This window comes from Acinetobacter sp. GXMZU3951 (assembly GCF_054457875.1).
Window position 1 is genome coordinate 70,087 of sequence record NZ_JBTLFO010000006.1, and the last position, 24,593, is coordinate 94,679.

Below are 24,593 nucleotides of genomic sequence, written 5' to 3' on the forward strand. Positions count from 1 at the left end.
ATGCGTCAAACGACTAGCCTACAGCTTGGCGCAACGAGATAGGCATCCTATTTTTTAATTGTTGCATCAAGTCGTAAATATGATGAATATTTAGACTTACTTTAGCACGAGTGCAGGCGACATACAGTAATCTTAACTCTTCGTCACTAATTTTATGGTCGTGCTCATTGACTTTAAACTGGTAGTCATCTTCGATATGCACGCGATCCCATTCTAGCCCTTTGGCTTTGTGCGCCGTAGAAATAATATAGTCAGCCTGATCGATCGGTGTGATTTTGGCTAACGCCCGTTTGAGCGGATCGGTGCCATGATCATCCACCAGTTTCACCAAAGGTTTGATGTCACTGCCTTCGTTGGTTTCGCAATATTCATGCACATCATGCCAAGAATTGAACCATGCCAGTTCGGGCACATCCGTCACACGTTTACCTTGTTTCAGCATGCTGGCGGCATCCACAAAACGATTCAGTTTGACATGATCGGCTTGTAGACTGACTTTTTCACCATGCACTAAGCCTGAAAGCAGAAGCTCCATGGCACGGGCATTGGTTCGGCATAAAATCGCATCCCGCATTTTGGTATGTGGTTTATTTACCACTTTGGAATTCAGTAGTGGATTACCCAGCAACGGGACTTTTTCATTTAATGCCCCCAAGATGGCATTGGCATTCTGGGCAATACTTTCGCCAAAGCGAAACGACGTGGTCAGTCGCGATTCAGGCAGTGGCAACTGCTGCATGGCATTGACCGCCCCGCGCCATGCATAAATCTGCTGATGCGCATCGCCAACATAAATCACTTGGGTGCTTTTTTGTCGCAACAAAATACCGAGCATTAACGGATCAGCATCCTGTGCTTCATCAAACAGCACATAATCGGCTGGAATATTCGGTTCAGACAGTGCCCAAAGTTTTAAATAAATGTCATGCCCAATTCCGGCTTGATGATTCGGGTCAATGGATTCTAACCAGCGTCGTTCCACCGCTGGATAAAGGTGTTTCTGCAGGCTCTCGATATCATCGGGATGCAACCAGTTTGGGGCTTGCAGATGTCGTGGTGCAGGATATTGCGAACTGGTGGAGCAGAAGTAACTCACTGCATTGGCAACTAGACTGGCCAGACGGCTTGGCATCAGCACGTATTTTTCATAACGCCCGCCCATCATGCGCCTTAAGGTAATCGGCTCTAAGCGATATTCTTTGGCAATAAAACTCGGACTTAAACGCGGCAGGCGTAGTTTGTCGGTGATTCCACGTGGAACACTGCGAAAAGCCAAGGAGTGGAAGGTACGGCAATCCACATTGGCATGGAACTTTTGCTGGGCCTCACTGGCGATGGCTTTGTTAAACGCGAGATACATGCCACGTCGTTGCGGCATGGCATCACTGATCATTTGCAGCGTCGTGGTTTTCCCTGTGCCTGCATAGGCAATCACCTTAAAGGATTGCCCCAGACGAGCGTTATCAATGGCAGTGGCCTGCTCATAGGTGGCGCTCGGTTTTTTTGAGGTGTTTGACACAGGCAAAGTCTACTTTAGTGGCTACGGTTGGCTTTTTCGATCAAGCCAGACAGCCCTTGGCGACGTGCTAATTCATTCAAGACCAATTGCGGGTCTAAATCGAAGTGACCCAGCATCACAATGGTATGGAACCAGAGATCTGCCACTTCATAGATTAGATCGTTTTTATTGTCTTCATTGGCTGCGAGCTGGAATTCTTTGGCCGCGAGAATGCTTTCAACACTTTCTTCACCAACTTTCTCAAGAATTTTATTTAAACCCTTGTGATACAGTTTGGCCACATAAGAAGAGTCTGGATCTGCGGCTTTACGCTCGGCCATCATCTGGCCGAGGTAAGACAGCACTTCGACTTGCTCAGACTGTGCCTTAGAAGCATTCATGGCGAGGGTATGCGGATTGGTCGATTTTTGATTGGCATAAATCTGGCTTGGATCTTTGAGTTGAGCATCGACAATTTCCCAGCCTTGCGGGGTGAGTTTACGGTAGAAACAAGACTCACGACCCGTGTGGCAGGCGATACCACCATGTTGTTCAATTTGCAGCACAATCACATCGGCATCGCAGTCTAAGCGAATTTCATGCACAGTTTGAAAGTGCCCAGATTCTTCACCTTTATGCCAGAGTTTATTGCGTGAACGGGAAAAATACACCGCCTGATTTTTTTCGGCAGTGAGTGCCAACGCTTCACGGTTCATCCATGCGACCATCAGCACTCGTCCTGTTTGATGATGCTGAGCAATGGCAGGGACTAAACCTTGATCGTTAAATTTTACTTCATCGAGCCAGAGCGCATTGTTCATAGGGACTTCACCAAAATCAGTTGAGCTAAAAGAATATTTAAATTGCTGTGAAAAGCAGCAGGCTATAGTGTAGGTGATCGGGCTGGATTTGTGTTAATTATCTTTCATCAATTTAGCCAGCCGTTACGGCTCGACCCACAAGTGCGTTGGGCAGAGCCATAGACCATTGAGCGAGTTAAAGGGGTTGCATGACTTCGGCAAAGCGCTGCTTTTCAACCAACTCTAAAAACTCATCCCCCAGACGTTGGCTTTCCGCGACACATTGTTTCCAGAGCTGGATACGACGTTGTGGCTCCATGCCTTTCAGCACGAAATCTTTACGGTCGGGTAAACGGCCTAGGGGTAAACTGGCCAGATAGTCCTGCGAGGGCGAAATGAGCAAGGTGCGGGCTTGATTTTCAGGATTAGATTTCCGCGATTTAAACATCTTGTCGAACCAGCCAGGGGTAATGCTGTCGGTAAAATGTGGATAGAGCACGATGCCTTGACTTTCAAAGGGCAGATCAATGTGATAGTCAATCAAGCCGCCATCCCGATAGGCTCCTTGCGGTGCATCATGGATATTTTTCACCGCAGGAGTTACCCCCGGAATAGAGCCTGAAGCCATCAGCCAGTCAGCCACATTGTCTGAGTTGAAGTTAAGATAATGCGTGGTAAAACTATCGTCTTTGATTTTGAATTGCGGGAAATCGTGCGGCTGGCAAATTACGCGTTGCATGAAATGCTTTAAATGCTGACGGGAAATGGCATTGCTGCCAATAATGCCGAGTAAAGAACCATAGAGGGCAAGGCGTTGATCACTCTGAAATAGGTGTGCAGCTTTGGCAGCAATAATGGTCAAGTGATAATCGGGATGCTCGACTAATTTATGGGTCTGCTGATTTAAAATTCCCGCGAGCATGTCGCGTGATATTTTTTCGATTTCGGCAATGTTCATTTTTTTATGAAAAGGCAGGTGAATATACAGCTCAGCCAATTGTTCGGGACCTAGCTTTTCACCCTGTGCCAAAACTCCTGCAAAGCGCCATGCACCTACAGATGAACCGATTAAAAAGCGGCGTTGTTTGGCTTGAGGTAGAAAATCTCCAAATATCGCTTGATCGAGTCCAGTTAAACCGATGCCTTTGGGGCCACCAGCAGCACCCGGTATAATATCGACCTGTTGGGCGTGAAAACCTTGTTGTTGAATGAGTTCGCGAGCGAGATGACCAGCACGAATGTTCAAGGCGGGAGAGCGCTTTTCAAGAATTTGAATCATAGTGCAATTATAAATATACAAATGTGCACTTAGTTTAAAAGTTCTGCTTGCGGGCTCAATGGCGTGGAAAAACTTTAGGTGACTTTAGAGTCATTTTAAGGAATTGGGCTAAAAATGCACAAGGCTGTGGATAACTCTTGGGCTATCCACAGCAGTATGTATCGTTAAAATTATTTAAACAGACGCCAAACCGACAATAGGCTGGCACAGACAATCAGAATTATCGAGATGTACCACGGGGCAATAATCGCAATCGACAGGAAAATCGCCATCAGGCTACCGAAAATCCAACTGCGTTTTTGCTGATGTTCCATTTGCAGGCGCAAGCTTTGCAGTTCATTCAGCTGTTTGGCATTCCAAGCTGACTGATTTTTTAAGCCATTTAAGCTATCCACCAACAGAGTTGGAAAATCCTGTGCACCTAACAGCAAATCCGGAATTTTTTGTCCAAGCTCTTTCAGGTTTTTCTGCGGGTTCATCTGAGCTTTGATCCAATCCGTCAGGATGGGTTTTGCCAAGCTCCAAATGTCCAATTCAGGGTAAAGATCTGTCCCTAAGCCTTCGACATGCACCAAAGTTTTTAGCAGCAGCATCAGCTGTGGTGGAATTTCTAAATGGAAACGACGTGCAATATCCATGACTTGAATCAGGATGCCAGCAAAGTCGAGTTCATGCATTGGTTTCGAGACCATCGGTCCGACCGTGCGGCGCATTTCACGCGCGAGCGCATCTTGATCGGTGCCCGGCGGAATCCAGCCCGCCTGATGCACAATCTGAATCAGTTGCATAAAGTCACTGTTCATCACGGCCAGTAACATACGCGCTACGGTCATTTGGTCGTGTTTAGACAGCTCGCCCATAATCGCGCAGTCCAGTGCAATAAAGCGTGGATTGCTTGGATTGATGGTTTCGACAAATACATTGCCCGGATGCATGTCCGCATGGAAGAAGTTGTCGCGGAATACTTGGGTAAAAAAGATGGTTAAGCCTTTTTCGGCCAAATCTTTACGATCCATGCCCATGCGGTCAAAGGTCGCTGTGTCAGAAATCGGCACACCGGTGATGCGTTCCGCCACCATGACTTCTTTGCTATCCATATACACTTCAGGCACGTACATCATGCTTGAACCGGTAAAGTAATGGCGCATGCGACGCGTGTTGTCTGCTTCTAAAGTCAGATCTAACTCATTCAGGATAATTTGGCGGTAATCCTGAATAATTTCGGACAGGTGTAGCGCACGTGCCGCTTCGAGGCGTTTTTCTAGGGTAGCTCCGAGCCATTCCAGAATTTCAAAGTCTTGCAGAATTTGGCTGCGAATGTCGGGACGAGTGACTTTGACCACCACTTCACGGCCATCGTGCAAGGCTGCGGTATGCACTTGCGCAATCGATGCAGCGGCAAGCGGTTGCTCATCAAAGCGGCTGAATAAGGTATTCACATCGGCTTTGAGCGATTGCTGAATACGGCTTTTGGCAACATCGGAGCCAAAGGGCTTGACGCGGTCTTGCAATAACACCAGTTGTGCCAGCACTTCAGGTGGAATCAAGTCACGACGGGTCGAGAGTAACTGCCCCAGCTTAATCGCCAATGGCCCCATATCTTCAAGCGCTTGCTTGAGTTTCAGCGGGTTTTTACGTTCTTTACTCGACCATGCCGCAGGGTGCATGCGAATAATTGCCAAAGCATGACGCGCTTTCTCAGGTAGTTCTTCCGCAGGAAACAACGTGTCGAGTCTATAGTGCGCAGCGATGCGCCAAAGTTCGAGTAAACGTGAAACATGCGGAATCATAAAGTGTCTTACCTAAGTTTAAAGAGAGTCTGGAAGGGCATCAATTTGACGTTGCAGCTGCTGAATTTTGGCTTCTGCACGGTCAAGGTTCTGATTCAAAAGACGGGTGTCTTGTTGCAGGTCATCCATTTGCCAACGCGCAGCAAACAGACCTGAATCTTCTTTGAGGGCATCTTCGGCAAAGAATAAATGGCTCTGTAAAGAGCGTTTGAGGTGTTTGGGCGCAAGCTGAATTTTACCCAGCTCATGTGCCAAGGCGGGTCCAATCCACGGGCTGAGATGCGCTGCTAAATCAGGTTCGGCCTGTTGCAGAATACGTTGAATGTCTTGCAGTAAATGGTAATCACCCTGTACTGGAATGGTGCCGACATCTTCTGCCAAAAACAGCTTGAGCAGTTCGACCACATTGGAGACATGCAAGGTTGCAGTTGCAGGCATTGTGGTGTGTTGTGGGTCAAACGGGCGCTGTTCAAAAATAGACGGGCGCTCAGCCTGACCGGTCACACTCGGTTCCAGACGGACTTTGTCTTGATCAAAGAACACATCCACAGAGAGTTGCGGTGCATCGAGCACCACACGTAACATTTTGCCTTGTAACTGATTGAGCTGAATACGGGTAATCGCATCCAGATCAATCACATGGTGAATCAAGCGTTCAACTGCACCAAGTGCCAGAATCGACCACATAGCTTAACCTTCACCTTAGTTTAGAGTTTAAAACCACGGTGTACAGCCACGATGCCACCAGTCAGGTTATGGTAGTCACAGTTCTGGAAGCCAGCCTGTTCCATCATGCCTTTTAGGGTTCTTTGGTCTGGGTGCATACGAATTGATTCTGCGAGGTATTTATAGCTTTCAGAATCATTGGCAATGATTTTGCCCATGATTGGCAGTGCAGTGAATGAATACAGGTCGTAGAGTTTTGAGAATGGCTCAAACACTGGTTTAGAGAACTCTAAGACCAGTAAGCGACCACCTGGCTTAAGCACACGGTACATGGCTGCCAGTGCCGCATCTTTATCGGTCACGTTACGTAAACCAAAACTGATGGTGAGCAAATCAAAACTGTTGTCGGCAAAAGGTTCTAAAGTTTCGGCATTTGCCAAGACAAAGTCGACATTGGTACAACCAGCATCCATTAAACGGTCACGACCCACGTTCAGCATCGATTCGTTAATATCAGAAAGTACCACATGACCTGTAGGACCGACTTCACGGCTAAAGACTTTAGCCAAGTCACCTGTACCACCGGCAATGTCTAATACGTGTTGACCACGACGCACACCCGACATGTTAATGGCAAAGCGTTTCCATAAACGGTGAATACCAAATGACATCAGGTCATTCATGATGTCGTATTTGCTGGCTACCGAGTGGAAGACTTCCGCAACTTTTTGAGCTTTTTCTTCACTGTTTACCGTTTGGTAACCGAAGTGAGTAGTTGCACCGACATTGCCAGTATTGGCACCACGCGGCAGGTTATATTTCGGTACAGTACCATTGACGGGTGTATCCGTAATTTGTTGTTGTAATGATTGTTGCTGCCCTTGAGGAACACCTTCTGGGAGCGGGCTGTTTAGGAATGGGCTGACTTTGTCTGTTTGTTGAGCCGACTCAGGTGTAGGGGTAGGCGTTTGATTTTCATTAGACATTCAAGTCACTCCTAACATAAAAATAGGGTTAATGTTGCAGTGCAAGCATGATGACAGATTCTCAGCCGATGTACAGTAATCATCATGCAATTGTTATGAATAATATACAGAAAAAAGCACAGACTCAGTATGCTGATCGATGATTTTATTTGCTCAGTCTGCAGCCTTTACCGAAAAGGATGTAGATCACCTGCATGCACATTAGCCACAATTTGCCGCTCAATCGCAGTAAAAGCTTTGACAAACTGTTCTGCCGATTTGAGTGGTTTCATGGCCAAGAAGCCATCTTGCATAAACTCATACATCACCTCGAAATGGTGTTTATAGGCGACCCCTTTACACATTTTAAAGGCGGTATACACCATAAATGAGCGCATGTATTTATCCAGATTAGCGCCAAGCTGATCGAGCAATTCCAATTGATGTAAGCGTGCTTGCCCCTGATCCAGTTTCAAATAGCTGAGACGCATCATTTCATCGGTCAGTGGGGTATTGGGCGCGTAGTCTGCTAACAGTTGTCTTGCGACCTGTTCATCCAACTGCACCGCCAGAATGGCCAACTCAACCCCTGCGGTACCCGTTTTAATGGCATTTTCTGGAATCAGCTTTTCGGCTTTATGTGCATACTTCATTAAACGTGCAATTTGTTTGGCCAAAGCATCAAAATCGGAACCGCCGTACAAGCGATTCAGAAAGTATTCGGCCATCAATTGATGGCTCTTTACCGCAAAGTGCTGCTGATGAGTACGTTGCATGCGTTGTTTCTGCCACATTTGCACATCTTGCAGGCGTTGAAATAGCTCAGGATTGTGGTGATATTGCAATTGATCGTACTGTGCTAATAAGTCATCTAGTACGGCAAGTTTAGACATGGGCTATCTCAATTTGAAACTTGTGCAAATCTTAGTGCTTGTTGCAAGTTCTCGCCATGACAAAATGATCGAATAAGGTCTGAAAATCAGCCAATTTGTCATGAAATTATACAAAGATTCGTCAAAATGCGCCTTCTGCTTGTTTTATACTGAAATAAAACCACAGCTTTAAAAGACCAAAATCATATCCTTTATTTTATGGCGAAACAAAAATGGCAAAACAACCACAAGAACCAGCCTTGGTAGATGAAAGCCAACTGTCACTCGATTTAATTGATGCTCAATACGCTTTAAAAGATACGAAAGATCAGCCCAATGCGAAAAGCCTGTTGGTGTTGGTCAGTGGTATAGAGCTGGCGGGTAAGGGCGAGTCAGTCAAGCAATTACGCGAATGGATGGATCCGCGTTATTTACGGGTAAAAGCGGATGCCCCGATTATGTTTAATAACACACAAACTTTTTGGCAACCCTATGCCCGCTTTATTCCAGCAGAAGGGCAAATCGTGGTGATGTTTGGAAACTGGTATGGAGATCTGCTCAGTACTGCGCTGCATGTGTCGCAGCCTCTGGACGAAACCCTTTATGATGAATATCTGGAGAACATGCGTGCCTATGAGCAGGATCTCAAAAATAACCATGTGGATGTGATTAAAATCTGGTTTGACTTGTCGTGGAAATCATTGCAAAGACGTCTTGATGATATGGATGCCAGTGAAATGCACTGGCACAAATTGCATGGTTTAAATTGGCGCAATAAAAAGCAGTATGACCGTTTACAAAAGTTACGTCAGCGTTTTACCGAAGACTGGCTGATTATTGATTGTGAAGATGAGCAATTGCGCGATCAACAGTTTGCGTTGCATGTATTAAGAGCCATGCAGCATTGTCCGGATCATGTCCGATCGGCCCAGCACAAATGGAAACAGGCTGAGGTTCCCGCCATACTGGAACAGCCACCCACGCTCAAAATTGACAAAGCCGAATACAAAACTGAGCTTGATCGACTTACCCGCAAGGTTGCCGATGCCTTACGCTTTGGCGAGCGTAATGTGATTATTGCTTTAGAGGGGATGGATGCTGCGGGGAAAGGTGGAGCGATTAAGCGGATTGTCAAATGCTTAGACCCACGTGAATATGATATTCACAGTATTGCCGCGCCAGAAAAATATGAATTGCGCCATCCGTATTTGTGGCGGTTTTGGAGCAAGATTTTACCCAATCAAAATATCACCATTTTTGACCGCACTTGGTATGGGCGTGTGCTGGTTGAGCGGGTGGAAGGCTTTGCCAGCGAAGTTGAGTGGCAGCGCGCCTATGATGAGATTAACCGGTTTGAAAAAGACCTGAGCGATAGCAATACGGTGGTGGTGAAAATTTGGTTGTCGATTAGCAAAGACGAACAGTATGCCCGTTTTAAAGAGCGCGAAGAAACCCCGCATAAACGCTTCAAAATTACCCCAGAAGATTGGCGCAATCGTGAAAAATGGGATGACTATTTAAAGGCTGCGGCCGATATGTTTGAACGAACCAATACCGAACATGCGCCTTGGTACATTGTGGCCAATGATGATAAATATGGGGCGAGACTGGACATACTCAGAAGTATTTTGAAACAGCTCAAAGCCAATTAAATGGCTTTGAGGGGGAGTGCGGCAATAACGCCATCGAAAGCTCGGGTGCTAGACGGCAGTTTGTAAATTTTGTTTTTGTTGAATGGATTTGGCTAACTTATAGCAGTCCTCTACATGGGCTTCGGCGACTTTTTTCATGACCAAATAGCCGAGGCTTGCCGCGACCAGTTGACCACCTAGGGGAATATATTTACTGACCTGTTTGGTAATCATTTTTGAGGCGATATTGTGCAGGGAGTTTTTTACAGCCGTTCGCGCCACCACCAAACCAGAAAACTCAAAGCCGCGTTTACGCAGTTCCTGCCAGTGGATTTGTTTGGTTTCTAAATCAAATACGCTGATTTGTTCGGGGGCAAGACCAAAGCGCGCGTTAATTTCAGGAATTAGTTGTGACAAAATCCCAACATCAATCACAACATCAAAAAAAGGCATAGGAATCACGGCTGCACCGGCTGATACATAAGCACGTTTTTGTACCAGCTCGAGACATTCAGCGCGCACTTGTTCTAGATTTAGGTTGGCATCAATTGAGTCGGGAAGATTGTCTATTTTCATTCTGTACTTTAAACCTTGTATCCATTTTTATATTGAAGCATCTTTAAGCTACGATTTTCAAAGTCTTTTTTAAATCGCGGCACTGTTATACCGTGACATAGACAGTACACTAAGTATAGTCAATAATCTTTATGCTTTTGTAGAGCCTCATTTATTTATCGTTGGAGAATATTTATTCATGGCCATTCATGTGATTCAGAGTCAACGCATTGATGTTTTGCTACAGGCCATGTTGAAAACGGTAAAATCACAATCTGCACATGCGCTACAGGTCTTAAAAACCCAGCATTTTATTGTGCCTTCACCCGCAGTCGAAGCGTGGTTAACCCAGCAGTTGGCTGAACAAAAAGGCATTAGTGCCAATACCCAATTCCATCACCGGATTCGTGCATTTCAGTGGACGGCTTATCAATGGGTACTGGATCAAGACAAAGAACAAGTACGTAAAGCCAATATTCCACGCATTATTATTAAATGGCGGGTTTATCAGGCGCTGCTCAGTTATATCGAACCGGAACAGTGTAATTTAAGCAGCGAGCATCCGCTGTATTCCATTGTGCAACGCATTTATGCCAGTGCCGACCAATTACAACAGGGCCTTGCAAAACAACTCAAAAAACAAAGTATGTTGTACTGGGTGGCCGAACAGGTGTCCAGATTATTTAGTCACTACATGGAATATCGTGGGCACTGTCAAAAAAACTGCCCAATCAATCAATGTTCCTGCCCAAGTAACTGGTTGCAGCGTTGGGGGGAGAATCAGGCTTTGCCGATTGAGCAGATGTTCTTTCAGACCAATAATGAAATCTCGGCGTTTACTTTAAATCAGGCACATGAGCTGGAAGCTTGGCAGCGCTGGTTATGGCAGGTGGTGTTTCATCAAGATTTTCTCGATATGCAGCAGATTGATGCTGCCTTCTGGCAGGCTTTGGGCAGTGTCGATGCGCCGAATAGTGCAGCCCTGAAAAAGCTGCCGCAGCCCTTGGTGGTATTTACCTTGTTGGATTTGCCCCCGAGTCAATTGCAGTTTTTACAGCGCTTGGGGCAGTACATTGATATTTATCTGCTGCACTATAACCCGTCGCAGGAATACTGGGCCGATAGTGTCGATCCGAACTGGAAAGCACGCTATGACTTAAGGGTCAAAGAACGCTTTATTGCCAAGCATCCGCAGGCCACCGATGCAGAAATTCAACAGTTCTTTCAGGATTTCACCCTACATTTCAATGCGGAAGTGCGTGAATCCCGTCATCCGTTATTAACGCGTTTTGGCAAGCCAGCCCGCGATCACTTCTCGTTGCTTTCAGGGCTTTCTTCGGGGGAAGATGGGGTTTGGGCAGATGTCTTTGTGGATGAGTATCCCGCCAGCCTATTGGGCAAGCTGCAATCGGACATTCTGTATTTGGTTGAGCCTGAAGCCAATCAATATGTCCTAGATGCCGAAGATGAGTCCATTCAAATTCATGTCTGTCATTCCAGTTTACGTCAACTGGAAGTACTGAAAGATCAACTGACGGCATGGTTAGCACAGGGCAGCAAGCAGCAGCCACGTCGACCGAGTGATATTTTGGTATTAAGTCCAAACCTGAAAGAATTAGAGCCGCTCATCCGCAGTGTTTTTGCGCCACCAGTACGTGAGCGTGAAACAGAAGCCGCCACAGCCGTAGCAGGGCGCTTAAGCCAAGACACGATCTATTTGCCAGTGAAAATTGCAGGGGTCACCCAACTGGATGCGACTAATGCATGGCGGGCAGTGCTGGGGCGTATGCAACTGGTTCAAGGGCGTTTCCGTCTGGATGATTTTGCCGACTGGCTGGGTTTGGCGGCTACTCAGCAATGCTATGCTCTAGAGATGAGTGCCGTAGAACGTATGCTGGAGCTTCTGCAGCAGGCTGGCTTTAAACGAGGACTGGATGCCCCGCATTTGGCACTCAGCTTAACGGAGGGCGATACCGACTATCGCTTTAGTTTTAAGTTTGCCTTAGACCGATTGACCTTGGGCATTGCGATTCCTGAACATACACTGTTTGCAGATACACTCAGTTTTGCCGAAGTCATGCCGAGCGATTTTGAATTGATTGCCAAGCTGTTGCAGATTTATCAGGACTTGGACGCGCGACGCGATTGGCTACTGCAACATGAGCAATCTGAACAACCGAAGCCAGTCGAACATTGGCTCAAAGTCTTGCTACAGGAAGTGGCGGAGTTTGAGCAAGCAGGGGTCGAGGCTTTAGCCAGCGTTGCGCAAATTATTAAAAAACAGGTGCGAATGCTGACCCTCTCCAACTTTTATGAAGGGCAGGATCAATATGGTCTGGATCAGCTCACTCTGCCATTAACCTATGTGCTAGATGAAATTCAGGCGACTTTGGATGCACAACTGGATCAAGCTGAACCGACGGGACAGATTACCTTTAGTCAGTTGGGGCAAATTCGCCCAATTCCTTATCAGCTGATTGTGATGCTGAATTTGGACAGTGGTAAATTCCCTAGCCGTAACCAGCATTTACCTTTTGACCTGATGGATTTGCTTAAACCCCAACTGGGGGATCGTTCTCGATTGGAAGATGATCAAGGTGCTTTTTTAGATGGATTACTGCTGGCGCAGCAAAGCCTGTGGCTGTTTTACAATGGATTTGATGTCAATGATGGGGAAGTGCGCGAACCTTCAACTGCTTTGCAGGAACTGGTACAGCATTTGGCATTTATTACCCAACGTTCGGCAGAGGCAGGCCTCATTCAGGTACAGGGCTTGGAAATTCCTGCACAACTGCATTCGCTGTACCATATTCATCCCTTACAACCCTTTGACTGGACTGGATTTATACACACCAAGCCGATGCGTTTTCAGGATCATTGGTTTCGGGTGGCACAGCAGATTGTACAACCCCAAGGGCAGCGTCAGGCTTGGCAGGATACCCCGTATTTGACAGAAGTTGGTGATTTTCTAAGCATTCAAAGTCAGCAGTGGATTCAGGATGTCTGTTTCCCGGCACGATTGTATTTAAGAACCCTTGGGGTGGAAAATTTGAAGGCCGAAAATCTGCCCGATGAAGTCGAGCCACTGGTGCTTGATGGTCTGGGCCGCTATGCCGTACGTCATTTTTTACAACAACAGGGACAAAATCTTCAGCCAGAATTGTTATTAGATCAGCTACCTGTGGGAAAAATGCAGCAGGCGGCTTGGCAAGTCAGTATCAATGAGCAACAGCAGTTACGCGCCCGTCTTGCGCGCTATGCCGATGCCGTCACAGCGGTGACACAGCAGCTTTGGAACATGACCCCCACACTGCAGTTTCAAATTACCCTGCCTGCACAGCACACCCAGAAGTGGGTCAGTTTAGAAGCCTCCAGTGCACGTGCTAAACGTCGGGTACAGCTGTGGTTGGAGTATTTACTCTGGCTGGCGCATGAAAATTTAGCTGATGCTGGACAGGACTTGGCTCGGATAGTGGTCTTTAGCGATCAGACCATCCTGTGCCAAGGGGTTTCATCCAATCAGGCCAAGGCATGGTTAGCGGCTTGGTTTGAGTTGTGGCAACAAGCGCAGACGGAACCTGTAGTCTTACCAGCAGCTTTGCTGTTTCAGGTGGCGGAAAAAGGCAAAACCCATGAGTGGGAGCCAGATGATCAGGGCAAATTGCAATTGAAAGACTGGGACAGCCTGCTGAAAGCTTGGCAAGATGATGGTCGCTTTGCGGGGTTTTCAGTGCTCGACAATGAAGCCAGTCAGCATCATCGTGATTGGCAATTTATTTTACAGCAGCAAGATGCCAGTGCCTTATTGGCTCAGGCCTGCCAGCGCTTTTCCGAGCGCTTGTATGCGCCGATTTTTAAATATCAGCAGGTGATTGAGGAATAATGCAGATGACGACTCCGAGAGCTGCCACGATTTCTTATCATCCGATCGTGGATATGCAGTTTAAAGGCTTACACTGGATTGAAGCTTCGGCAGGCACTGGAAAAACCTTTACTTTATCCAGTTTAATGGTGCGGATATTTCTGGGGGAATATTTACCCAATCAGGTGATTGCCACCACGTTTACCCGTGCTGCCGCAGCAGAATTAAAGGGGCGAATTCGCAGTCGTTTGGTTGAAACTTTACGATTTTTTGAAACGTGCCAGAGCCTGACGCAAGCCGAACTGCAACAGAAAATCACGCAGGAAAGCGATCCGCTCTATCAAAAAGTATTGCAAGATTATGCCCCGCGTGTGGACTATGCACGGGAACGCTTAAAACTGGTCATTGACCAATTGGATGAGCTGTTTGTCGGTACATTGGACAGTTTTAGCCAGAAACTGCTACGCGAGTTTGCATTTGAAAGTGGCAAAATTGAACGTGCCGAAATTACCGACGATGCCCAGCAATATACCCGACAGCTCATTCATGATGTGTTGCGTGAGTGGATTCAGCAGCAGCCCCAAAAGATTCTGGACTATCTGCTGCTGAATAAAAAATTAAAATCGCAAGATGCCTATGTGGGCGTAGTGGAAAACAGTTTGAATTTTGCCTCTGCGCATTTTCAGGCTGTGGATGCGCCCAAGGTCGATTTGGCAGGCTTTAGCACCCAGCTTGAACATTTGTTGGCACAGGATTGGAGTCTGCTTAGTAGCTTGGCCGACTACTATGCTGCCGATGGTGTTCATTTTAAGGTCTTGGCGAAAAAATGGCGTGATGACGGCAAGTTAGAACAGCTATTGACCCTTAAACTCCCTGAGTTGCTTACGGCCTTAACCCAACAAGGCGTCTATGCCTTATTTGCGCCTTTATATGCCGACACCTTAAAAAATCTCACCGATTTAGTCACTAAAAAAGCACTGAATAAATGTCCAGAGGATGTGTTGCAAGGTTTCCAACAACATCCACTGCTTGTTGTTTTGGCTCATTTTATTCAAGGTCTGGAGCAGCTCACTTTTGATCTAGACACTTTAGATAGCTATTTGCAGTTTTATCTGGCTTCCGAAGTCAAAAAACGCTTGCCGCAGGTATTGCAGCAAAAGGGTGAAACCACCTTTGCGCAGCAAATCCGAACTTTGGCTGAGGCGCTGCAAGACACGCAGGGTCGCCGCTTTGCGCGTTTTGTGCAGGCACGTTATCCGCTGATTCTGGTTGATGAATTTCAGGATACCAACCAAGACCAAGACAATATGCTGGCGAGGATCTGGCGTGATGCACAGCATTATGCCCAAGGCTGCATGATTATGGTGGGCGATCCGAAACAGGCCATTTATGGCTTTCGTGGCGGAGATATGCTGACCTATAACAAGGCTCGGGCCGATGTACTTGCCAAGCAGGGACGTTTATATAGTCTTAAATATAACCATCGCTCTGTGGCGGAGTTAGTGACGGTGGTGGATGCCCTGTTTCAACGACAAACGGAGTTTGGTGAAGAGGTGCAATATACCGCGGTAGAGGCGGGTTCACGACCACACCCTGCTTTGGTAGATGCACAGGGTCAAAATCATCAACCTTTACGTTGGCTAATGCTGCAAGACAAGAAAGATGAATTTATTCAGGTGGCGTGGAAAATCCGGGATTTGCTCAATCAGGGAATTCAACAGCAACTGTACTTGGCAGAAGCCACAGGCCATCGCGCCGTCGATGAAAATGATATTGCCATTTTATCCAAAAGCCATGATGGACTCGATAAAGTCCAATATGAATTAGAACGCTTGGGCATTCGGGTCAATCGTCCATCCAAGCGCAGTGTATTTGACAGTGTCATCGCCAAGGATGTGGCAGCAATTTTGACTGCGATTATGCATCCCTATGATGAAGGCAAAGTGAAACGGGCTTTGCTGACCCGGATGCTGAATTTCCAACTGAGTCAGTTAATTCAATTGGAACAGCAGCCTGCGGGTTTAAGCCAGTTTATTGAGGATTTTGATTACATTCGGGAAATGTGGTTTAACACCGGCTTTTTGCCAGCTTGGCAGTATGCATTAAATGTGTTTAAGGCTTGGTCGAATGTGGTTGCGAGCCAAAGTCGTGACAATGAGCGCTGTGTGGTTAATTTAAGACATTTAACTGAATTGTTGAGTCAGCACAGTGAGCATTTTCAGGGACCTCAGGCTTTATATCACTGGTATTTAAAACAGATTCAAAGCCCGAGTGAGCGGGAATGGGAGTTAGAGCGGAAGCTGTCTAACGAGGCAGGCGTACAGTTGATGACCATTCACCAGTCCAAAGGGCTGGAATTTAAAATTGTCTTTTTATTGGGGGCTGATAAAAAATTCAGTGAAATGAACAAGACTCTGAATTTTTCTACCCAAGCCCTGGCTCACCCGTTAACGGGGCAAACCGAGCTGCAACGGGTGATTGCCATCAATGACAAGCATTTATTGGATGAGGTGGCGATCCAACAGCATAATGCGCGGGCTGAAGCCGAGCAGCATCGTTTGTGGTATGTGGCACTCACCCGTGCCAGTCATCGGGTTTATGCCATGCTGCAAGATCATGCAGGAAAATCTGCAACTGGCTTGGCATTTTGGCGCGGGCAGGCGGAACAGGTCTTTCAGCATCCTTATAGTGGGGATGAAGCGGTGTTGAGTGCATGTCCAAGTGCATTAAAACCCCAGCAGCAATCGCAAATTCCAGAACTCTTTGCAGCCGAATTCCCGACCCAACGCTTTTATCCTCGAGGCAAAACCAGTTTCAGTGCCTTGGCGCAGCATTTAACTCGTCAGCAGGTGTTGGATGCTTTGGCACAGCAGCGTGAAGTCACACAAAGTGCAGCGGATGAGTTTCATCTAGATGTAGAGCCGATTATTGAAGATGTAGCGATTTCTCAACCAATTCCCTGGATTCAGCGTCAATTTCCGATGGGCACCTTGGCGGGAAATTTCCTGCATGAAATCTTTGAGCACATTGATTTTCAGCAGCAACAGGACTGGAAAACTGAAATTCGCCGTCGTTTTAAAAATGACTATCCGAGTCTATGGCAGAACTTGTGTGACAAATATCAGCAAGAGTTTCTGTCTGTGGATGAGGAGCAGTTGTTGACCTGGATGCAAGAATGGCTGGCTCAGGTGGTATCGACGCCTTTGCATCAGCAGTTTTGCTTAAAGCACCTTTCGGCAGAAGCACATTTGGCGGAATTCCCTTTTTATCTGTCTCTTTCCAACCATGTATTGGCGATTAAACGCATTCAAGATTTGTTTGCAGAATATGGCATTGTGATGCCGGAGCTGAATGCTGCAAATTCAGCACGATACTTAACGGGCTCTATCGACTTGGTCTATTTTGATGGCGAACGCTACCATATTGCCGATTATAAAAGTAACTTCTTGGGGGCCGATGTGCAGGACTATCATCCAACCCAAATACAGGACAGCATGTCGCATGCCAGTTATTGGTTGCAGGCCGGATTGTACTTGGTGGCACTGCATCGCTATTTGCAAGTCCAGTTTGAAGGTTATGCGATTGAACAACATTTAGGTGGAGCCAGTTATTTGTATTTACGTGGTATGCAAGGCGTAGCAGGGCTAGGGGTTAATACTTGGTGCCCAGAGGCCGAGTTTATTCTGCGTTTGGATGCAATATTGGGCTATTTTGCTGAAGTGGCGGTGCATAAAAGTGCATAGTTGCGCTGAGCTTGTATTAAAAAACAATGAATTAGATTGTGGATAACTTTGAGGATAACTGTGTGGAAAACAAGCAGGCATTGCAATTAACTCCCGACTGGATTGCACAATGGAGCCAATCAATCCAACAGCCCCCTTTTTGTGCAAGCCCAAATCTACAGGCCGATACGCTGATCCAGTCTGTGCTGGCAGCGATGTTACAGGGCAACAGTTGTGTGCCGATTCAGGCCGATACACCGCAAATCTTAGCTAACTTGGCGGTCAGTGCCGAGCAAGTCGCGACTGGCGTCGCGCCCTTCATTTATGACTCACAGTATTTATATTTGTATCGCTATTGGAAGCTGGAAGATGGTTTGGCGCGGCATGTCGCACGCTTGCAGCAGCAAGTGGTGCCAACCGTCGATGCGCAGGCTTATGCCACGTTACTCAGTGATCCGCATCAGCAGCAGGCACTGCAGATGGTTTGTCAGCATGCCCTGAATATTATTACGGGTGGGCCCGGTACAGGAAAGACCTATACCCTGGCGCGGATAATTACCGTGTTAAACCAGTCTTTGCCCAATTTACGTATTGCGATGGCCGCACCGACAGGTAAGGCTGCACAGCGCATGAAAGAAGCCCTGCAAAAGGCATTGAATGATGAAAAATTGCAACCTTTGGTCACGCCAGCGCTAAAACAATTAAATCCAGTCACTTTACATCGGTTATTGGGGCTGGGGCATTCCGCCCGTCCGCGTTATCATGCCGAACAGCCTTTGCCTTATGACATTATTGTGGTGGATGAAGCTTCAATGTTGGATCTTAATCTGGCCAGCATGTTGTTCGCTGCCGTGCCGAGTCAAGCCCGTCTGATTTTATTGGGGGATGCGAATCAGCTGGCTTCGGTGGACGTGGGCGCGGTATTGGCGGATTTACAGCAAGTTCAGGCATTGCAGCATAACAGGGTCAATTTACAGACCAGTCGGCGCTTTGATGGTCAGGCCTTGATTGGACAGATGGCCCGTTTTATTCAGCAACCGCCAGAATCAGCATCTACCGCAGCATTATTACAACAATTTCATCAACAGGTGGTTGAACCGACTGAAATTCGTGCTGTGCCATTGAAAGCGCAAATGCCGAATGTGTTGCAACTGGAATATTTGAGTGCGGATCTTACTAATCCAGAGACTTATTACGATAAGTTAATGCTAGGCTATCAGCACTATGTTGAAGCCTTAAAAACACATTTAACTGCGGAAGATCCTGAAGCTTCTATTCAGCATGTGATTCAGGTCTTTGATGACTATCGGATTTTGGCCGCAATCCGTCATGGCGCTTTGGGCTTAAAACAATTGAACCAGCAGATTGAGCAGCGTTTACTCAGTGCCTTAAGTCGCTATACCACCAAGCAAGGGGATTGGTATGTGGGGCGTCCCGTGATGATGACTTATAACGATTATCAGTTGGGCGTGTCGAACGGGGATATCGGGATTTGTTTTAAACGGCAACGTCAGGGACAAGCACAGTTTGAAGTCTACTTCCCGAGTTTAGAGAAGTGGGTTTTAGCCACGCGCTTACCGAAAAGTATCGAAACGGCTTTTGCACTGACCATTCATAAATCCCAAGGTTCTGAGTTTACCCATACGGCTGTGGTACTCGATGCTCAGGCACAAAACTTGTTAAGCCAAGAGCTACTGTATACCGCCATTACTCGGGCTAAAACCGTTGTGAGCCTGTTGGTAGATCCTCAGGCATTAATCCAAGCCTTGTCGAAAAGAACAACGCGCATGAGTGGTGTTTTAGAAAAAATAAAGGGTCTTTTGGATTATTAATCTGTGCTAAATAATCGGTGTTCTTGTACGAAAAAGCTTACATTGATTCGAGATATTTGCGCATAGAGCTTTTATTCGGTTTCTGAGAAGATGAGTTCACATAAAGAGCACAACACGGAACGTTGAGCCATAATCGCAAAAGGATAATAACAAAGTCAGGATATGACAGCGAACTTACAGTGAAGTAGGTGAATGAGGAAACTTACAGCCGCTAAGCCTTGTAGTTTTGGGAGAGACTACAGGGCTTTTTTATTGCCTGTACTTTTATATTTAGTCCAATATTCCGATCAGAATCCGCCAGACCATTTAGCCCGCTCATGTAAGTTAAAGCGTACATTGAGTTAGGTAAAACACCTCTATGCTTTTTGCTTTGTTGTGGCAAAATATTACACATAAGGACATCTTGGTGGAAACAAGGACTGTTGTCACAATAAGCGCATTATGCGCAATAACTAAAATAAAAATAACAATAAATATAAGAACTACAGCGCAATGAGAAATGCCCAAGTTATGCTTGGGCATTTTTCTTTTGGAACTAGATCGCAATAATGGTTGGCAAAATGTATCACAAATACATCTTATTTAAATTTGATGCAATTAATGTTTAAGGTTATAAATTGCGAATCTGAGCACGTTATTTTGTGGAATTTACGTATTCTTTCATGCTCTCCGCCATTGCCGAGCAAATCTGATCTTGAGTTTTAAACTTTATCTCGAGACTGCGACAAGCTCAATTCTTGCATCGTGCATTCTGGCTAAAGATGAAAGGGCTAGTGCAATACGCTGGCTTGGTTGTTGAAATATCGGCAACGGTATCCAATAGAATGCAAATTATGATTATCTATTCATTATTTCATGTTGTGCGCTTATTTTCATGATATTTGACAATTTACGGAGCCAGATGTGATTTATTCATGCATTATTTTTGTTTAGTAAATTTAAATAGTGCGCATATTTTGCAATCATCGGCATTTTCCCTTAAAATAACGCTCTTGCTGTAGTGATGCACGGCAGTCAATTGAGCAATCGATTGATTCGTATCAAATGTAACTTTTTTAAGCATCTCGGAGAAATCGAATGGCTTTAACAAACGCAGATCGCGCAGAAATCATCGCTAAATTTGCTCGTGCTGAAAACGACACTGGTTCACCAGAAGTTCAAGTAGCTCTTTTAACTGCTCAAATCAATGACTTACAAGGTCACTTCAAAGAGCACAAACACGACCACCATAGCCGTCGCGGTCTTATCCGTATGGTTAACCAACGTCGTAAGTTACTTGACTACCTAAATGGTAAAGATCATGGCCGTTATGTTGCTTTGATCGGTGCTTTAGGTTTACGTCGTTAATTCGATTGAAACTTTTATTTTCGGATTATTGCATGTTGAATGCTGTATTGCTGAAAACTAAAGAATATCTAGCTTCGTCTAGATAAAGGGGAAGGGGCGAATGTTTCGCTCCTTCTTTGCGTTTAAAAATAGTGTTTCTAGTGAGGTCGGCTTCTAAGCTTTGTCATTTGCACAAACTTTAGGTTGTGAATGCCAAACCTTAGGGGTCTCCACTAGAATAAAATCAGGAAAGAAAAATATATGTCGATGTTTAATATCGTTCGTAAAGAATTCCAATACGGTCAGTACAATGTGGTACTAGAAACTGGTCGTGTTGCTCGTCAAGCAAACACAGTTTTAATCACGATGGGTGGTGTAACGGTATTGGTTGCCGTTGTTGCTCAACCAACAGCGAAAGCGGGTCAAGACTTTTTCCCACTCACTGTGAACTACCAAGAAAAACAATATGCTGCGGGTCGTATCCCAGGTGGTTATGGCAAACGTGAAGGTCGTGCTTCAGAAGCTGAAACGTTGATTTCACGCTTAATCGACCGTCCAATCCGTCCGTTGTTCCCAGAAGGTTACTACAACGAAATTCAAGTAACAGCCACTGTTGTGTCTTCTGACAAAACTATGGATGCTGATATTGCAGCAATGCTCGGTACTTCTGCGGCATTGGCTATTGCAGGTACACCGTTCCGTGGTCCAATTGGTGCTGCGCGTGTTGGTTTAATCAACGGTGAATATGTTCTTAACCCGAACTTTGAACAAATGGCGCAATCTGACCTTGACCTTGTGGTTGCAGGTACAGAATCAGCAGTATTGATGGTTGAATCAGAAGCAAAAGAACTTTCTGAAGACCAAATGCTCGGTGCAGTGCTTTTCGGTCATGACGAAATGCAAATTGCTGTACAAGCGATTAAAGAGTTTGCTGCTGCTGCGGGTGCAACGGAGTCGACTTGGACTGCACCAACGAAAAATGAAGAGCTTCGTACTAAATTAAAAGAAGCGTTTGAAGCGAAAATTTCTGAAGCGTACACGATTGCTGTTAAGCAAGACCGTTATGCAGCATTAGACGCGATTCAAGCGGAAGCGGTTGCTCAGTTCGTTCCTGAAAATGACGAAACAGGTATTGCAGATGACTTGAACGAATTGTTCGAAGATTTGAAATACCGTACGGTACGTGACAACATCCTTTCTGGTAAGCCACGTATTGATGGTCGTGACACGAAAACTGTACGTGCATTAGACGTACAAGTGGGTGTGTTAGGTCGTGCACACGGTTCAGCATTGTTCACACGTGGTGAAACTCAGGCGTTGGTAACTACAACTTTGGGTAACACGCGTGATGCACTCATGGTTGACACGCTTTCTGGTACTAAAACTGACAACTTCATGTTGCACTACAACTTCCCTGCATACTCTGTAGGTGAGACAGGTCGTGAATCTGGTCCTAAACGTCGTGAGATTGGTCACGGTCGTTTGGCACGTCGTGGTGTACAGGCTGTTCTTCCAGCGGCTGACCGCTTCCCGTACGTGATTCGTATTGTATCTGACATTACTGAATCAAACGGTTCATCTTCTATGGCTTCGGTATGTGGTGCTTCATTATCCCTTATGGATGCTGGTGTTCCATTGAAAGCACCTGTTGCCGGTATCGCAATGGGTCTAGTAAAAGAAGGCGAGCGTTTCGCAGTTCTTTCTGACATCTTGGGTGACGAAGACCACCTTGGTGACATGGACTTTAAAGTAGCAGGTTCTGCCAACGGTATTACTGCACTGCAAATGGACATCAAGATCGAAGGCATTACTGAAGAGATCATGGAAGTTGCATTAAACCAAGCGTATGCAGGTCGTATGCATATCTTGAATGCTATGAACCAAGTGATTTCACGTGCACGTCCAGAAATTTCGATGCATGCGCCTACGTTCCAAGTTATCAACATCAACCCAGACAAGATCCGTGACGTGATTGGTAAGGGTGGTGCAACTATCCGTGCAATTACTGAAGAAACTAAAGCGGCAATTGATATTGAAGACAACGGTACAGTACGCGTCTTTGGTGAAACCAAAGCTGCTGCACAAGCGGCGATTGCAAAAATCCAAGCGCTTACAGCTGAAGTTGAACCAGGTACAATTTACACTGGTAAAGTTATTCGTATCGTTGAATTCGGTGCATTCGTGAACATTCTTCCGGGTACTGATGGTTTACTTCACATTTCTCAAATTTCAAATGAACGTATTGCCAATGTTGCAGACGTATTATCTGAAGGTCAGGAAGTGAAAGTACAAGTTGCAGATGTCGACAACCGTGGTCGTATCAAGTTAACGATGAAAGATATTGAGCAAGTTTAATCTTGAATTAAACTGACTTTAAAAAAGCCCGCTCATTGAAGTGGGCTTTTTTTATGTCAAAAAATGAGGAAGATTGCTTGTTGATCAATGCGGGAAAGTTTGTGGTGAAATTGCGATAAAGATGAATAAGTTAAAAAATATGCAGTACACTCAAGCCTATTAAAACAGTCAACAGCACCAGCATAGAGTGATGGGATCGATGCAAAGTTATTATTTTTATCAACATCCGACCGAAGCACATTTGTATGTCCAGCAGCAGCTCCGTGAAGATCTTGAGCCCGAATTTATTTGGATCGACAGTACCCGTGAAGATGTAGTGAATCATGCTGAACACTGGCAAGCACAAATCTATGAATTATCGGGTGTGAGCTTAAATGAATTCCATTTAAAGGATATTCTGAATTTAGAACATCCGTGTGCTTTTGATGCGATGGAAGATTATGACGTCTTGATTTTCCGTAAACTGATTACGCCCGATGACAAAATTCAAGTCGGAGAGCAAGCACTCGAGCAGCATGAGCGATTTTTTGGATTATCCACCACGCCCATCAGTTTTATTATGACCCCTCAAGTCCTGATTACCGTGCGTGAACGGGGGAATCGTGTCATCGAGCAATATATCGAACGAATAAATGCGATTTCTGCACGCTCACAAGACGAGCAAAACAAGCCAAGAAAACTCTCGCAAAGCCCGCTCGACTTAGCATTACGTCTCTTGAATGCCATGGTCGACGGTTATTTGGACTTGCGAGTACCTTTGACCCGACGGGTAGAATATTGGCAGCAGGAGTTGCTACAAGGTCACCGACGCTTTACCAAGTGGAACCAATTGCTACAAGAAAACATGGCGTTTCAGCAGATTGAAAATTTATGTGAAGAACAAATTGAAGTGTTGCAGGAATTGCGCGATGAGATCGTCGAAAACTTTGCCCATTTAAAGCCGAAAAAACGTTCTGAAAAGCGTGATCTGGTCTTGGTACGGACCGATGATCTGGTAAGCCATGTGGAGCGGATTCAAAAACATACTACGCGTTTGCGCAGTGCAGTACAGGCTGCGATAGAACTTCATTTTTCAGCAATTGCCAATCAGACCAATGAAAATATGCGCATTCTCGCCATTATTACCGCTATTTTTGCGCCCCTTACTTTGTTGACTGGCATTTATGGCATGAACTTTGAGTTTATTCCTGGGCTGAAATCTCCGATTGGGTTTTGGATTATGTTGGTGGTGATGCTGATTACCACGGTGTGGCTCATTTTGTATTTTTATCGCCGGCATTTGGTGGGGCGAGGCGAGAAAAGCGTGATTGATATGCTGGCACAACAACATCAAGACCAGCATGTGGGGCTATTGTGGTTCTTGGATTACGAGCCGATTAAACAGGGGGTTAAAGTCACGATCAAGGAAGTAGAAAAACTGACGAAGTTAAAATAGGCCTG

At 45.9% G+C, this 24,593-nt stretch carries 15 protein-coding genes; 7 read left to right on the plus strand and 8 right to left on the minus strand.

All coding sequences use genetic code 11. The features are described from left to right. Positions 1-13 precede the first annotated feature (13 nt). From ACX17N_RS10605 to ACX17N_RS10635, 7 genes are all read right to left on the minus strand, one after another. Positions 14-1,519 carry a UvrD-helicase domain-containing protein gene (locus ACX17N_RS10605; protein WP_458892540.1) on the minus strand — a complete coding sequence of 502 codons (1,506 nt, stop codon included), beginning with the start codon at positions 1,517-1,519 and terminating at the stop codon, positions 14-16. A 14-nt stretch (positions 1,520-1,533) separates the two neighbouring features. Then, a complete protein-coding gene (hisIE, locus tag ACX17N_RS10610; protein WP_458892541.1) occupies positions 1,534-2,319 on the minus strand; it encodes a bifunctional phosphoribosyl-AMP cyclohydrolase/phosphoribosyl-ATP diphosphatase HisIE in 786 nt (261 codons plus the stop codon). A gap of 175 nt (positions 2,320-2,494) precedes the next feature. Continuing rightward, positions 2,495-3,577 carry a patatin-like phospholipase family protein gene (locus ACX17N_RS10615; protein ID WP_458892542.1) on the minus strand — a complete coding sequence of 361 codons (1,083 nt, stop codon included), beginning with the start codon at positions 3,575-3,577 and terminating at the stop codon, positions 2,495-2,497. Between the two features lie 170 nt (positions 3,578-3,747). Next, entirely contained in the window at positions 3,748-5,367 is a 1,620-nt protein-coding gene (locus ACX17N_RS10620; RefSeq protein ID WP_458892543.1) for an ABC1 kinase family protein, read from the minus strand. Between the two features lie 18 nt (positions 5,368-5,385). Next, on the minus strand, positions 5,386-6,054 hold the full coding sequence (locus ACX17N_RS10625; RefSeq protein ID WP_458892544.1) for a ubiquinone biosynthesis accessory factor UbiJ: 669 nt from the start codon (positions 6,052-6,054) through the stop codon (positions 5,386-5,388). Positions 6,055-6,074: 20 nt separating this feature from the next. Then, on the minus strand, positions 6,075-7,019 hold the full coding sequence (gene ubiE, locus ACX17N_RS10630; protein ID WP_458892545.1) for a bifunctional demethylmenaquinone methyltransferase/2-methoxy-6-polyprenyl-1,4-benzoquinol methylase UbiE: 945 nt from the start codon (positions 7,017-7,019) through the stop codon (positions 6,075-6,077). Positions 7,020-7,186: 167 nt separating this feature from the next. Further along, positions 7,187-7,891, minus strand: a complete 705-nt coding sequence (locus tag ACX17N_RS10635) for an FFLEELY motif protein (RefSeq protein WP_458892546.1) — start codon at positions 7,889-7,891, stop codon at positions 7,187-7,189. A 212-nt stretch (positions 7,892-8,103) separates the two neighbouring features. Here ACX17N_RS10635 and pap point away from each other — a divergent pair, with 212 nt between their 5' ends. Next, positions 8,104-9,522 carry a polyphosphate:AMP phosphotransferase gene (pap, locus tag ACX17N_RS10640; RefSeq protein WP_458892547.1) on the plus strand — a complete coding sequence of 473 codons (1,419 nt, stop codon included), beginning with the start codon at positions 8,104-8,106 and terminating at the stop codon, positions 9,520-9,522. A 48-nt stretch (positions 9,523-9,570) separates the two neighbouring features. Here the strand turns inward: pap and ACX17N_RS10645 are convergent, their stop codons facing one another. Then, positions 9,571-10,077, minus strand: coding sequence for a hypothetical protein (locus ACX17N_RS10645; protein WP_458892548.1), 507 nt, complete (start codon positions 10,075-10,077; stop codon positions 9,571-9,573). 178 nt (positions 10,078-10,255) lie between these two features. On the opposite strand from ACX17N_RS10645, the gene ACX17N_RS10650 reads away from it, so the two are divergent. The 6 genes from ACX17N_RS10650 (at position 10,256) to ACX17N_RS10675 (ending at position 24,588) form a co-directional block, all read left to right on the plus strand. Continuing rightward, positions 10,256-13,939: an exodeoxyribonuclease V subunit gamma gene (locus tag ACX17N_RS10650; protein ID WP_458892549.1), complete on the plus strand. Its 3,684-nt coding sequence runs from the start codon at positions 10,256-10,258 to the stop codon at positions 13,937-13,939. A 5-nt stretch (positions 13,940-13,944) separates the two neighbouring features. Beyond that, on the plus strand, positions 13,945-17,661 hold the full coding sequence (locus ACX17N_RS10655) for a UvrD-helicase domain-containing protein (RefSeq protein WP_458892550.1): 3,717 nt from the start codon (positions 13,945-13,947) through the stop codon (positions 17,659-17,661). 62 nt (positions 17,662-17,723) lie between these two features. Then, positions 17,724-19,472, plus strand: coding sequence for an exodeoxyribonuclease V subunit alpha (gene recD, locus ACX17N_RS10660; RefSeq protein ID WP_458892551.1), 1,749 nt, complete (start codon positions 17,724-17,726; stop codon positions 19,470-19,472). A 1,077-nt stretch (positions 19,473-20,549) separates the two neighbouring features. Beyond that, on the plus strand, positions 20,550-20,819 hold the full coding sequence (gene rpsO / locus ACX17N_RS10665; protein ID WP_004637724.1) for a 30S ribosomal protein S15: 270 nt from the start codon (positions 20,550-20,552) through the stop codon (positions 20,817-20,819). Positions 20,820-21,065: 246 nt separating this feature from the next. Next, entirely contained in the window at positions 21,066-23,153 is a 2,088-nt protein-coding gene (gene pnp / locus ACX17N_RS10670) for a polyribonucleotide nucleotidyltransferase (protein ID WP_458892685.1), read from the plus strand. Positions 23,154-23,352: 199 nt separating this feature from the next. After that, positions 23,353-24,588 (plus strand): magnesium transporter CorA family protein, encoded by a 1,236-nt coding sequence (locus tag ACX17N_RS10675; RefSeq protein WP_458892552.1) that lies wholly within the window; start codon positions 23,353-23,355, stop codon positions 24,586-24,588. The last annotated feature ends 5 nt before the right edge of the window (positions 24,589-24,593 follow it).

What these genes read in the sequence shown, in the direction of transcription:
- ACX17N_RS10650 (WP_458892549.1), top strand. Translation starts at nt 10,256, where the DNA reads ATGGCCATTCATGTGATTCAGAGTCAACGCATTGATGTTTTGCTACAG.
- pnp (WP_458892685.1), top strand. Translation starts at nt 21,066, where the DNA reads ATGTTTAATATCGTTCGTAAAGAATTCCAATACGGTCAGTACAATGTG.
- rpsO (WP_004637724.1), top strand. Translation starts at nt 20,550, where the DNA reads ATGGCTTTAACAAACGCAGATCGCGCAGAAATCATCGCTAAATTTGCT.
- ACX17N_RS10675 (WP_458892552.1), top strand. Translation starts at nt 23,353, where the DNA reads ATGCAAAGTTATTATTTTTATCAACATCCGACCGAAGCACATTTGTAT.
- ACX17N_RS10635 (WP_458892546.1), bottom strand. Translation starts at nt 7,891, where the DNA reads ATGTCTAAACTTGCCGTACTAGATGACTTATTAGCACAGTACGATCAA.
- ACX17N_RS10615 (WP_458892542.1), bottom strand. Translation starts at nt 3,577, where the DNA reads ATGATTCAAATTCTTGAAAAGCGCTCTCCCGCCTTGAACATTCGTGCT.
- ubiE (WP_458892545.1), bottom strand. Translation starts at nt 7,019, where the DNA reads ATGTCTAATGAAAATCAAACGCCTACCCCTACACCTGAGTCGGCTCAA.
- ACX17N_RS10620 (WP_458892543.1), bottom strand. Translation starts at nt 5,367, where the DNA reads ATGATTCCGCATGTTTCACGTTTACTCGAACTTTGGCGCATCGCTGCG.
- pap (WP_458892547.1), top strand. Translation starts at nt 8,104, where the DNA reads ATGGCAAAACAACCACAAGAACCAGCCTTGGTAGATGAAAGCCAACTG.
- hisIE (WP_458892541.1), bottom strand. Translation starts at nt 2,319, where the DNA reads ATGAACAATGCGCTCTGGCTCGATGAAGTAAAATTTAACGATCAAGGT.
- ACX17N_RS10655 (WP_458892550.1), top strand. Translation starts at nt 13,945, where the DNA reads ATGACGACTCCGAGAGCTGCCACGATTTCTTATCATCCGATCGTGGAT.
- ACX17N_RS10645 (WP_458892548.1), bottom strand. Translation starts at nt 10,077, where the DNA reads ATGAAAATAGACAATCTTCCCGACTCAATTGATGCCAACCTAAATCTA.
- ACX17N_RS10625 (WP_458892544.1), bottom strand. Translation starts at nt 6,054, where the DNA reads ATGTGGTCGATTCTGGCACTTGGTGCAGTTGAACGCTTGATTCACCAT.